Origin of the sequence: Sediminibacterium sp. C3, assembly GCF_000508085.1 — a bacterium.
Lineage (GTDB): Bacteria > Bacteroidota > Bacteroidia > Chitinophagales > Chitinophagaceae > Sediminibacterium.
In genome coordinates this window covers 2,087,048-2,099,517 of the sequence record NZ_KI669560.1, presented here as the reverse complement: position 1 = coordinate 2,099,517, position 12,470 = coordinate 2,087,048, and the positions used below count along the sequence as shown (strand labels likewise).

14 protein-coding genes are annotated in these 12,470 nt (G+C 40.4%); 4 read left to right on the top strand and 10 right to left on the bottom strand.

Translation table 11 applies throughout. The features are described 5' to 3' along the window. Positions 1–65 precede the first annotated feature (65 nt). The gene (locus tag F777_RS0109760) at positions 66–2,705 is read left to right on the top strand and encodes a putative LPS assembly protein LptD (RefSeq protein WP_026751876.1); all 2,640 of its coding nucleotides are present in this window, start codon (positions 66–68) and stop codon (positions 2,703–2,705) included. A 63-nt stretch (positions 2,706–2,768) separates the two neighbouring features. Here the strand turns inward: F777_RS0109760 and F777_RS0109755 are convergent, their stop codons facing one another. The 10 genes from F777_RS0109755 to F777_RS0109715 form a co-directional block, all read right to left on the bottom strand. Further along, positions 2,769–3,506, bottom strand: coding sequence for a 1-acyl-sn-glycerol-3-phosphate acyltransferase (locus F777_RS0109755; RefSeq protein ID WP_026751875.1), 738 nt, complete (start codon positions 3,504–3,506; stop codon positions 2,769–2,771). A gap of 9 nt (positions 3,507–3,515) precedes the next feature. Further along, positions 3,516–4,190 (bottom strand): uracil-DNA glycosylase, encoded by a 675-nt coding sequence (gene ung, locus F777_RS0109750; RefSeq protein WP_026751874.1) that lies wholly within the window; start codon positions 4,188–4,190, stop codon positions 3,516–3,518. Between the two features lie 375 nt (positions 4,191–4,565). Continuing rightward, positions 4,566–5,882 (bottom strand): type IV secretory system conjugative DNA transfer family protein, encoded by a 1,317-nt coding sequence (locus F777_RS16385; RefSeq protein WP_235785926.1) that lies wholly within the window; start codon positions 5,880–5,882, stop codon positions 4,566–4,568. Positions 5,883–5,914: 32 nt separating this feature from the next. Continuing rightward, the gene (locus F777_RS18385; RefSeq protein WP_235785925.1) at positions 5,915–6,526 is read right to left on the bottom strand and encodes a YWFCY domain-containing protein; all 612 of its coding nucleotides are present in this window, start codon (positions 6,524–6,526) and stop codon (positions 5,915–5,917) included. 16 nt (positions 6,527–6,542) lie between these two features. Continuing rightward, the gene (locus tag F777_RS0109740; protein ID WP_026751873.1) at positions 6,543–7,754 is read right to left on the bottom strand and encodes a relaxase/mobilization nuclease domain-containing protein; all 1,212 of its coding nucleotides are present in this window, start codon (positions 7,752–7,754) and stop codon (positions 6,543–6,545) included. Then, the gene (locus F777_RS0109735; protein ID WP_026751872.1) at positions 7,739–8,134 is read right to left on the bottom strand and encodes a plasmid mobilization protein; all 396 of its coding nucleotides are present in this window, start codon (positions 8,132–8,134) and stop codon (positions 7,739–7,741) included. The genes F777_RS0109740 and F777_RS0109735 overlap by 16 nt, the downstream gene beginning before the upstream one ends. A 263-nt stretch (positions 8,135–8,397) precedes the next feature. Next, entirely contained in the window at positions 8,398–8,595 is a 198-nt protein-coding gene (locus tag F777_RS0109730) for a hypothetical protein (protein ID WP_152530904.1), read from the bottom strand. A gap of 3 nt (positions 8,596–8,598) precedes the next feature. Further along, positions 8,599–9,387 carry a PRTRC system ThiF family protein gene (locus F777_RS0109725; protein ID WP_235785924.1) on the bottom strand — a complete coding sequence of 263 codons (789 nt, stop codon included), beginning with the start codon at positions 9,385–9,387 and terminating at the stop codon, positions 8,599–8,601. A 17-nt stretch (positions 9,388–9,404) separates the two neighbouring features. After that, positions 9,405–10,091, bottom strand: a complete 687-nt coding sequence (locus F777_RS0109720) for a PRTRC system protein B (RefSeq protein WP_201767597.1) — start codon at positions 10,089–10,091, stop codon at positions 9,405–9,407. Positions 10,092–10,101: 10 nt separating this feature from the next. Continuing rightward, complete coding sequence (locus tag F777_RS0109715) at positions 10,102–10,569, bottom strand: hypothetical protein (RefSeq protein WP_026751868.1); 468 nt, start codon at positions 10,567–10,569, stop codon at positions 10,102–10,104. 8 nt (positions 10,570–10,577) lie between these two features. Between F777_RS0109715 and F777_RS0109710 the strand changes: the two genes are divergently transcribed. From F777_RS0109710 to F777_RS18605, 3 genes are all read left to right on the top strand, one after another. Then, positions 10,578–10,949 (top strand): HAD-IC family P-type ATPase, encoded by a 372-nt coding sequence (locus tag F777_RS0109710; protein WP_235785923.1) that lies wholly within the window; start codon positions 10,578–10,580, stop codon positions 10,947–10,949. A 100-nt stretch (positions 10,950–11,049) separates the two neighbouring features. Then, positions 11,050–11,835, top strand: a complete 786-nt coding sequence (locus F777_RS0109705; protein ID WP_026751866.1) for a hypothetical protein — start codon at positions 11,050–11,052, stop codon at positions 11,833–11,835. A 40-nt stretch (positions 11,836–11,875) separates the two neighbouring features. Continuing rightward, a complete protein-coding gene (locus F777_RS18605; protein ID WP_369792001.1) occupies positions 11,876–12,238 on the top strand; it encodes a DUF6660 family protein in 363 nt (120 codons plus the stop codon). Positions 12,239–12,470 lie beyond the last annotated feature (232 nt).

Here is a 12,470-nt window from a genome sequence, read left to right as displayed (position 1 = left end):
CATTAAGGAATCAGACTTAAAATTCTATTTACACAGTTTTAGACCTTAATTTTGTCATCAGCACCATGAACAGAAGTAGTAAAATTAACGTAAAATCGAGGCTGGCTATTGTTCTGTTCCTTTTTTTAGGGATATTCCTTCATTTACCCTCTGAAATAGTTGCACAGACTGATTTGAAGGGAAGCACTCAAACCCTTAAGGATACTGCATCTAAGAAAAATCCAGCAGACAGCATTAAGATTAAAACTGATACGTTAAAAATTTCCAAAGATTCTATTGATGCCCCTATTAAATACAACGCAGAAGATTCTGGAGTTCTGGTGATTTCTACAAGGGAGTTCTTTTTATACGGGAAGGCAAAAGTGGATTATACCGACCTGAAATTAGATGCAGCAACCATCAAATACGACCAGCGAAGTCAAATGGTGCAGGCATATGGGTCCAAGGATTCTACCGGCAACCCAGCAAGTAAGCCTCAATTCATTCAGGGAGAAATGAAATCGATCAGTGATACCATTTTCTACAATATGAAATCGGGCAAGGGCTTAACTAAAAATACTTTTTTTCAGGAAGGGGAAATTTATGTAAACGCAATAGACTTAAAAAAAATCAGCACTACCGAAGTATACGCTAAAAGAGCCCGTTTTACTACCTGTAATCTGGATGTACCTCACTACAATTTCAGAACCAGTAAAATGAAAATCATCAATAATAAAATGGGAATAGCAGGTCCTTCTTTTCCTGAGTTCGAAGGGGTTCCCATGCCATTAGGAATCCCATTTGGAATATTTCCTTTGAATAAGGGAAGGCATGGGGGATTATTACCGCCTGCATTTACGGGCAGTCCTGATTTTGGGTTAGGACTGGAAGGGCTGGGTTATTATTTTGTATTGAGCGAGAAAATGGATGTCACTTTACGTTCTAATTTATACTCATTTGGAGGCTGGAACTTAAATATTAATTCGAAGTACATTAAGCGTTATGCTTATACGGGGAATCTGAATATTACTATTCAGAATACCAAAACACTAAACAGAAGCACTTTAAGCAAAGACGAATTCAATACTACCCGTTCTTTCATGATTAATTGGTCTCATAGTAGAGATTCCAGGGCCAGACCAGGAACTAGTTTTTCTGCTAACGTGAATTTTGGTAGTAGCCGTTTTAATAGAACCATACTAAATAATCCATTTGTAAACTTCCAAAACCAATTAAGTTCCTCTATCAGTTATAGTAAGGACTGGAAAGGAAAATACAACCTATCTGTAAACTTGAATCATAACCAGAATAATAATCTCCGTTTGGTAAATATGAATCTGCCAACGGTCAATTTTAACGTAGTTACTTTCTATCCCTTCCAGAAAAAAGATCAGGTAGGTGCAGGCAAATGGTATGAAAAAATTGGTATTGGTTACAGTGGGAACTTTCAAAACCAGATTTCTTTTTATGATACCGCATTTAGTTTAAGAAGAATACTCGACACTTTGCAATATGGTGCCCAGCATAGTATTCCTATTACACTCTCTTTACCTTCCCTGGGGCCCATTACCATTGCACCAAGTGTTTCTTATTCAGAAAGATGGTATGGTCAGCGTAATTTCAGATCCTGGAACAATACCACTAATAAGGTTGATACTGTTATTCAAAGAGGATTTTATGCGGCCAGGCAAATGAGTTTTGGATTGGCAGCCAATACAAGGATTTTTGGTACCTATAAATTCAAACCAACCAGTAATATTATTGCCATCAGACACGAAATCAGGCCTACTTTGTCAATTAATTATCAGCCTGATATGAATGCTAAATACTATTACAATTTAAAAGTTGACACCAGTAACAGAACCATCAGGGTATCTCAGTTTGATGGAGGAATATTGGGTGCATTTGGAGAAGGTTCATTTGGTGGTATTGGATTTGGAATTGACAACCTATTGGAAATGAAAACCAAAAACAAACAGGACAGTTCCGATAAAGCAGGCAAGAAAGTAAAATTGATTGATGGATTCGGATTTAATTCTAATTACAATTTACTAGCCGATAGTTTTCAGCTGGGCAATTTTAATTTTTATGCCAGAAGTACCTTATTTGAAAAAGTAAATATAACCGCCAGCGCCAATCTGGATCCTTACGATGTAGACAACAGGGGATTCAGACAAAAACGCATATTATGGGATCCATCCAAATTTAAATTCGGTAGAATTACCAGTGGTAATATTGCCGTTTCTACTTCTTTCAGAAGCAAATCAAAAGATGGTAAAGACGAGAAAAAAGATTTACCCATTGATCCTTTTATGACACCGGATGAGCAACAACGTCAGTTACAATTTGCGCGCGCCAATCCTGCAGAGTTTACAGACTTTAATATTCCCTGGAATTTATCCATTGCTTACTCTTTTAACTTTACTAGGGTGCTTAAACCAGACTATAGTGGGTTTATAACACAAACTTTTTCAACATTCAACTTTAATGGTGACTTCAGTCTAACAGATAAATGGAAAGTGGGTGCTACAGGCTTCTATGATATTACCCGAGGGAATCTTCAGCAGTTGAGTGCTTTTATCACCCGTGAAATGCACTGCTGGCAACTTTCCATTAACGTTACGCCTGTTGGGCTTTTTAGATCATTCAATATTACGGTTAGTCCTAAATCAGGCATTCTAAGAGATTTAAGAATCAACAGAAGCCGCACTTTTTCAAGTTTGTAATGAAACAAACAACTTAGAATAAATTTTATAAATGGTTTTGTGTTAGGTTAATGATTCTCAATTTTAATCCTGGTGCTTCACATAATAGGCTGCCATCGTATTAAAGGTCTCTTCTTTTAGCTCTTCTGCAGAACGATTGGCAACCTCTATGGGCTGCAGAAAATGTAAACCAAGTTTATGAGGCATCAGATAAAAGAAACGGTTTGCCGGTAATGCTTTTTTCGTATTTAATATTACAGCAGGGATTATAGGGTAGCCGGATTCAGCTGCCAATTTAAAAGCTCCATCATAGAAGCGTTTCAGCGGTTCCTGAGTTCTGTTGCGGGTTCCTTCCGGATAAATACACATATGGAATCCCTTCTTCAGTGCAGCTTTCATTAGTTCGTAGCTTTTTCTTCTGCTAGCATCGCTTTTTCGATCAACTATTACAGAACCACGTTCATAGTACCATCCAAATATGGGTATTTGGGTAAATTCTTTTTTGGCGATAGTTTGATTAGGGCCGGGAATAAAAGGGGATGATAAAGGTATATCCAGCAGCGAATTGTGATTGCAGGTTACAATATAAGGCTGTCCTTTTTTAAAATAATGTTTACCTCTTACTGTAACAGGACATCCAATTAAAAACAACCAGGTATTCATCCAAAGCTTAGCCAGTTTAATGAAATAGCCCATGCCTTTGGGGTCAGGAATTAAAGCCGTTAGCAGGGATGGTATGATAATGATTAGAAAGGTAACCACAAAAGTTGTTAGCCCCCAAAAGGCCCAGATTCTTCCATATATCGATTTAAGTATTCTCATGGTATCATATTAAGGCAATCGCCAGTCAATGGGATCCAGTCCCTGCTGTACCAGCAATTCATTGGTCTTACTAAAATGTTTACATCCAAAGAAACCTTTATCTGCACTAAAAGGAGAGGGGTGTGCCGCTTTCAATACATAGTTTTTTGTTTCATCTATCAATGCTTGCTTTTCCTGTGCAAATTTACCCCAGAGCAAAAAAACCACGCCCTGTTTCTCGGCTGAAATTTTACGAATCACCGCATCTGTGAAATCCATCCAGCCAATTTTTGCATGGCTGGCCGGTTCATTGGCCCTTACTGTTAAAACAGCATTTAAGAGCAAAACCCCTTGTTTTGCCCAGGAACTAAGATTCCCAGTTGTTGGCATGGGCATTCCGATATCCTGCTGTAGTTCTTTGTAGATATTCACCAAAGAAGGCGGTGGTTTTATTCCATCAGGTACAGAAAAGCTCAATCCATGTGCCTGTCCTGGCCCATGATAGGGATCCTGCCCAAGAATAACCACTTTAAGCGATTGAAAGGGAGTGCTGTTAAATGCATTGAAAATAAGAGGCCCCGGAGGATAAATAACCGCTTTGGTGGCTTTCTCGGTTCGTAAATGAAGCGCTAACTTCTGAAAGAATGGTTTTTCAAACTCTTTGGAGAGCAATTCTTTCCAGCCTTCTTCCATTTGAACATTCATAGGGCAATATAATAAAAAAGCCCCACAGAAACCGAGGGGCTTTCGTGACCAGAGGTTGGGAATTTTCGAACCAATTTGTTTCAGATATTATGCTTTTAGCTGGTATCTGTACGCAACATGACAAGACTCGGCCCGAAAATGATCCCATTTTATGTGCGATACAGAACAGAAAAGGTGTTTGATTTACAAGAGCAATCCTCATTTTCTCTTTTAGTGAGCAGCTTTGGGTGCTGCGCCAAGATAAACAGGATACAATTATAGGCAGACTAGAACTGTGTCTAATCCTTGTATTTTACTTGGCAATACCCCCTTACCAACCGGAGGGGGGTTTGACAAGGAAAATGTATCTCCAAAGTATCTACTCCCGGCTATGTTTTAACCAGTTTTAGACTCATTTTCAAGTTTCGCAACAACATTTTCAATTAATCGCCTGATATCAAGTTTGATCTGGTAGAAATTATCCAGAATATCCTGTTGTGAAATACTATAAACAGGTGGGATTTCCTTGAAGTCTCTCATCTCCCTGTTTATTGACTCGGTATCCTGCAGGATTTCTGCGTGAAACATTTTTAGCTTAATCTTATCATCAGGATTATCCGCCACCATGCCAACAAATTCCCCGGAGGAGAGAGCGGCAATTTTTGAGGCGGGTACGGCATTGTCCATCTGCCAAGATTTGCTAATACTGGTATCATTACTATTGATACTCATACTCTGTCGCAACTGTACAATCTTACCGAACCTTTCTGATAGCAATCGGGCGGTTTCTCCTGTTACCTGACCCGAAATAATATTTCCGCAAATATTCGTGATTACATCTGCCTGATTCTTTCCATAATCCTTTTTTAGCTGTGAAAAATCCTGAGCGGCAAGTATGGTGGCTACTTTGTTGCTTCTGGCAGTTGCGATATGCCCATCAATATCGTTGAAAAAGATGGTTGGGAACTCGTCAAAAACCAAGGCACTTTTGAGCTTATCCTTTCTGTTTACGATCTTAATCAGGCGGGAGGCGTAGAGGGAGAGGACGGCCCCATATATGGAACGCTTGTCGGGGTTGTTGCCCACACAGACAATTTTTGGTTGCCAGGGCGAATTGATGTCGAGTGTGAAGTCGTTACCTGAAAGTACCCAATAAAGTTGGGGGGATGCCAGTCTGGCCATTCCGATTTTGGCGGAAGCTACCTGTCCTTCTAATTGTTCCATTGCATCGTTTTGGAATGCCGTAATAAAAGGGTTTACAAATACTTCAATTTCCGGTTCTGAATTTAGAACCGGGAACAATGTATCATATTCTACCTGCATCAGTTCAATCACATGGGGTAGGGTACAGTATACCCCGTCTTCATACTTTCTTAAAAACCAGATAATGGCTGTTACGAAGTTGATCGGAGACTCTACAAAGAAATCTCCCTGTTTTTTAATCCACTGGGTATTAAGACCCAGTAAGATTGTTCTGGCTGATTCAGTGGCATCGGTGATGTCAAACATGGAATCTGGGTCCAGCGGATTGCATCTGTGCGAGCAGGCGAGGTTGTCAAAATTGATGGCATAGAATGCAGGCGGCGTTTTATACGCGGAGGTGTTTTGTAACAACCAATTATAGGCAGCTTTTGACAAGTCATCATATTTAAAGTCGTAAATGAACATGGTGTAGCCTTTCGAGATCAACTGGCGAATCATGGGAAGGATCACAAACCATGATTTACCTGCACCCGGACTGCCTGTTACCAAAAGTCCACGGAAAAGATTGGGGAAGGATATCGTGGATTTACGAACTTTATTTTTAACCGGTATTGTGCAGCGAAGTTGATCGAGTATTCATTGACATGCGGAACTTCTTCCTGCGGGAATGTTTCATTTTCTTCATTGAAAATATCCTGCTTTAAATTGTCAAAGATCAAGCGGCTCAACCGGGCACCAGTAAAAACCAGTAATCCAAATCCCGTACTACAGGCAAGGATGTAAGAGGAGGCAGTAGTAGCCATATTCAAATCTGATGCAAGAAGAAAGCTGCTGAGAAAGAATAATAGTATTCCACAGATGATCCAACTGATCACTGCACTTAATTTGTACTCCTGGTCTTTTTTACCTTTTGCTCCCAGAAAGGAAATGATTAAGAGAACTAAAATAAGAGACTTGATTTTCAGGGTACTTTCGAACACCCCTGTTTTAGCGATGGACTGTAACATGCGGTCTGATAAAGAAGAACGCAGACCATAATCTGCAAAGGCAGCATAACAACTATAGTAAAAATGTAGCAGCAAAAGGCCAACGGAAAGCCACCTGCTTAAGTCCACTATTTTTCGCAAACCCTGTTCATTCTCACCTGTTCCCATTGCTCAATAGATTTACTTATATGCCTCTTTGTTTTTTTCGTTTCTTTTTCTTTAGGTGGAAGGGTATATGCTGAGTTCCAGGTTCCGTCTGAAGTAGGTCATTGACCAGGCCTTCGATTTGTTGCGCGTTTTTCTCTGCATTTTTTTGTTCAGCATGGATCAACTTTATGACTTTTTGTTTTGCTGTTTTCAGTTTTTTGGCCAATCCTGCTATACTGTATTCTTTGCCTAATTCTGATCCATTGAAAACGCTTCTGTTTTTATGGTCGACAAATGTGATACCATAAATTCTTCCTTCTGCATTTTGTCGCAGAACTGTTTGGATGGGTTGGTCGCTTAGGAATTGGGTCATTTTGTCAAGGGATGTAGGTCTCTGCATCAGGCAATGGTCAAGGCTGTTTTTGAGCTGCAGTTTTAAAACATCCCGATTGGTTTTATTGAGGGTAAAACGATTCTCCAGATAGGCGAGGGTTGGTTTGCCTGCAATGGAGCTGGCTTTTATGGGTATTCCGATGGCTTGACCTTCTTTATCGATCATCCGGTATAGAAGGCCATTTTTTCGGTGCGTAAAGCTCTCTTCCTTGCCACGATCTGCTTTTACACCGAACGCGGACAATATCGCGTTGAACTGCGCCAGCGAAACATAATTATAAAGATTGATGGTCTGCTTCAGCACATTGGCAATACTTCGTTTGGTTTCTGATTTGCCATATTCTAACCTATTTTGAATGCGAGAAGCTAAGGCCAGTTCATTTGACGTTGTCCCCGCCTTTATGAGTCCATGTTTTTCCTCTACCAGTTTGCGCGCCATTTCCGATTGATTCCGGCCTATGTTGTGGGTATTGATCCGTGTACCATCTCCCCGGATCGTTGTTGCGACAATATGGAGGTGAGGATGCCCCGCATCTTTATGCTGGTAAACGAGATAGGGTTGGTCGCCAAATCCGATTCGTTCCATATAATCCTGTGCGATTGAATTTAACTTATCGACTAGAAAATTTTCAGATGGCGAAAAATTCAGAGACACATGCATTGTTTTTGTAGTGGCACGTTCATTCAATTTATTCCTTTGATTGAACCAATCGAGTTTGTGGTAAAAATTCATGGCTGTGATCGGCAATAAAAAGTTGTTTTCTGCAATGCACATGGCTACCCCTTTTTGAACTTTGTGTTCATTGTAATTCAGTGTTTCACTAATTGAAGCCGGGAATGTTATCCTTGCAACCATTGGTCTGACCATTTTTGAATTTGATTACATAGCTTCTCTGTGACAGCCTGGACATCCTGTCTTGTCTTATCATAAACAGTAACCCATACGCGGAATTCAGGGATTTTATCCAGCGTGTGTAGCTTGTGAACAGCCTGGTTAAAGTTGTTGCCAATGTGATTGATTTCTTTTCGCAGCAGGATCAACTCTGCGGAAAGCTCATCCATTGATGTGTTTCTGGTCTTGATAGTTACGGCTTTGTGAAGGGCAAGTTTGCGTAGGTAATTACTGTTGGTTTTCTCAGTGGTCTTTTGGCGGTTTTTGACCAGGGTTGAAAACTCATCTTCATTGATACGAAGTGTAATGATCTTGTTTCGAATCATTCGTTTTTCCTTGTCCATCACTTTTGTTTTCAGTCAATCACAACACGAACGAGTTCCGAGTGAGTGTCAAATGATCCCAAACGTATTACGTTTGTACATCTTGCAGCCGGCGATAAGTCGGCTACCATGCGGAAACACCCAGCGACCTTTTTTCAGGGTCTGTCGGAATTACTATGTAAAATTAGAAAGGGCAGAAATGTCCTGCGTAGCTTGCCTTTATATTAGGCAAGTGAGTATAAATAAAGATCGGCGATTGCGAAGCTAAATACAACTTATAGCATCTAAAAAGCAAGCAAATAGCCATTCTGGCAATCTCTTGCTTCTGCGATTGCTTCAAGGTAGGTAACAAAGGACTTTATATTACCCTTTTCATCCACAACAAATTGCGGTTCGTGGAACCATTCTATGACATAAAATGGCCCATCTTGTGGCGGGTCATTCGGATCGACTTCCATGGTCATGAATAATAGGGTTTGCATGGTTTAGGTTTTGGAGGTAGTGATGGGAATTGGGTTAGAAGAGAACTGTTTTAAATTCAAAAAAAAGCCACGGTAAAATGTCATTCCTTCCCTGAATAAATTCCACAGAAGAGATGAACCCAAAGCACTTATAGAGGTGTTGATAAACAGATCCTGCTTGGTAAGTGCTTCGCTCATCGAACAACTGGGCTGATCATCTTCTTGCACGTCCTTCAATTGTCTGCGGTAAAGTTTGGTTACAGTAGGCAAAGAGCCTACTGTTTCGTACATCTGTGAAGCGGGTTGCTTTACCGGATATACAGTAGAAAAAATAACCTGACCTGTCTGTTGCGCATTGCCAAAATCCATCCAGTAAATGAGCTTATATGGGCCGTTGTTCTGCCTTTCCAGTTTAGATAATACAGTGGCAATTGTAAACCTTGCCTTCACTGTATCGACACAGGAAATGGTGATGTTGGCAAACAATTCCTCTTTCGGATTGGGTAGCCAATCATATTTGGAGGCTACACTTTTCCAGTTGCTCCCAAAGAACCGGTTGACTCTCGCAATCAAAGCTGCGGACTTGTGCATCCCCAATTCAGCCTTAGAAAATAGCTGCCTGCCGAGGTTGGCTTTTGTTACTACATCATCATCGAATAACCGTACGAATAAACCGGGGTGACCAAGTGCGATCAGTGAATGACTCATCCGCGCTAGTGCGGTCAATACCTGGCTTCCGGTTCCACCCGCGCCAATAAGATTTACCGTTACTGGATTAGTGGGGTTCAGCAGGTAGTTGTCCGTAAAATGCACGACAGGTTTTTGAGTAATCATGCGATCAGTTTTTTAAGGGTGATTGAATGTTTTAGAAGACAACTAACAGGAAATTTCCTGCGCGAATCTTTCAGGGATTGCCAGAGCTGAATGATGTTACCTTTTACCGGGCTTTTACCACCCAGAACATGGGAGAACCTGGAATTGAAAAAATACTCTTCCCATTTGCTCATAAATGCTTCCAAGTGGGTATGTCGGTCAATATCGATATCCACCGTTCCCATACAGACATTACCATCGTCATGTACATTGAAAAATGGAGCCTTAAAAAGCGTAGTTTTCAAGGTCGGCGTTTCATTTTTCGCAAGTGCAAACACAGTTACACTGGTACGGGATGCTTTCCATAACATCGGAGGTACCGGGTATTTGCCATCCGGTATTTTTAAGTCCGGTGTAAATGCTAAAAAATGCGTTATGGCAGGCGTGTACCAGATTGCAAATGCGTTGGAACCCTGACGCGTGTACAAGAGTTTAGCTGGCATTAACTCACGGCATTGCAGGTAACTATCCGATAATTCTGAGGAAGTCTGTAAGGTGGCCGCCAGTTGCTGGCTTTCTTGCAAGGACAGTGGATGTGGGTTGACCATCTTCCCAGCATCGTTGAAGTCATAGGCTTCCACATAATAATCCGGTGCTTCTTCTACCGATCGGTAAACTACCAGTCCCTTGTAAGGATGGTGCATGTTTGTAAAATCAGTCGTGATGTTTTTCATAATTAAAACGATATAAGACGGCGCAGAGTTCGTCCATCAGGGTGAGCAATTTGTTCTCAAATGGAAATGCGTGCGTAACCGAAGTTTGCTTCCTGTCAAAATATTGTACTGATACCGGTACTTCAAATTCTAAGAGTTCCTGCAAATCACAGTTCACGTATTCCATCAGGTGGTCGTGGATCCAGCAATGGTCGTCCCAGAAAAAGCTAAAATAATGATCAGGATATCCTCGTTCACCTTCACCTTCTTTCAGGTGTTCACAATGAATATTTTCGTGAAAACTTCTGTTTGGAAACTCTTGGTAAAGCGAATAAAATTTCCGGGCAACCACCTTTAATCTTCTTTCCGTATTACCAAGGGGTTTAAATGCATTCAGCCTTTTTTTAAATACAGCCAAATGCCAAGGATCAAGTACCGCTTTTTCAAGAATGCTGATCTTTTTATACATTGAGAAGAGTGGCTGAAACAGTTGCCCGTAAATTAGGTATGAATTTTTTCTTTGCTGAGGTGTTACCACATCAGAAACTAGAAAAAATTAAGGAATTACAGGAAGAAGGAGAGTTTGTTGCGATGACAGGAGACGGTATCAATGATGCCCCTGCCTTAGCACAGGCTAATATCGGTATTGCGGTTGGATCTGGTTCTGATATTGCAGCGGAAACAGCTGGGATTGTATTGGTCAATAGCAATCCGCAAGACGTTGTTTCATTAATTCGGTTTGGCAAGGCCACTTATAGAAAAATGATTCAAAATTTGATTTGGGCTACGGGTTATAATATAGTAGCCTTGCCATTGGCGGCGGGGGTACTCTACAGGGAATCCTGTTAAGCCCTGCTGCTGGTGCCGTTTTAATGAGTGTGAGTACGGTTGTGGTGGCTATTAATGCAAGTCTTTTAAAAATAAAATAAATCAACAACCTATATTGTTTATGGCAAAAAGTAAACACTACTACATACGAAAAATACACCGCTGGCTCGGTGTTATTTTAGGCATTCAGTTTTTATTATGGACAATTGGTGGCCTATATTTCAGTTGGAGCAATATGGATGAAGTGCATGGTGACATTCAAAAGAAAAATGCAACGCTTCTCTCTTCTGATATTTCTCTGGTCAGTCCTACAGTAGCGCTGGATACAATAAAAATGATTCATCGTATTGATTCAGTTGTCTCCATTCAATTGATTGAAATTTTGGGCAAGCCTTTTTACCAGGTTCGTTGTATAAGTACCATTCAGAATGAAACTAATGATGAACATGGGACGCAGGTAATGAATCATCTTGCCGATGCAGAAACAGGTCGGATTCGTGGACCATTGACAAAAGAAGAAGCGGTTAATGTAGCTAAAATGAGATTTAATGGAGAACCCGAAGTAAAATCAGTTGAATACTTAACTGGCACAAGTGGTCATCATGAATATCGGGAAAGCCCTCTGCCTGCCTATGCCATTACCTTTGAACATCCATCAAAAACGACTGTTTACGTTGCCAGTGAATTAGGAACTATTCAAAAATTCAGGAATAATAAATGGAGAATATTTGATTTTCTGTGGATGATGCACACGATGGATTATGAAAGTAGGGATCATATCGGTAACTGGCTGCTTCGAATATTTTCCATTTTTGGATTGATCACTGTGATAAGTGGGTTTGCATTATTCTTTGTCAGTTCAAAATGGGGCAGAAAACGGGTTGCGAAATCGGAAAAAATAGCCTGATCTTCCATCTTTTGCAACCATATTGCCATTTTAGGAGTCTATTTCTACTGAAAATTGCAATATATCCTGCTATTTTTGCTTCAATGAAATTTTTATTTTCTTTTTAGGCTTTTCCCTGCTCTACCTGTCATGCCTTGCGTGTAGCGACAGCACGGAATGCAATGCAAAATCAGAATCAAAAATTTCAGCTTCCGCCAATCACCAGGCACATAATCATTCGAAAGAAGCGTGCACGCCTTTTTGCACCTGTTCATGCTGTGCAGCTACAGCCTTTTATCATCCTCTGAGTAAGGTACAGTTCGTAAAAATTATTTTTCGATCTGAAAAGGACCCCCTTGATGATGAAAATTTTAATTCAGAAGTTTCCTATTCTATCTGGCAGCCTCCCAAACTAACTGCTTAATTTTCTCTTATTTCAGTGCAGTTATCATGCGCTGGTTTCTACATTTTTATCATTTCGTTTACAATGTGGTTATGACTAATAAAAAAAGGTCAATTACCCGCAGTAAACCAGTTTACAGCAGGATCAAAGACCCTGTAAAGCCCTTGTGGATGAGTGTTATAAGAACTGGTACATTGATAGTGCTTGGCATTATAATGCTGATGGCGATAGTCGGAATTATAATTAAGTATTA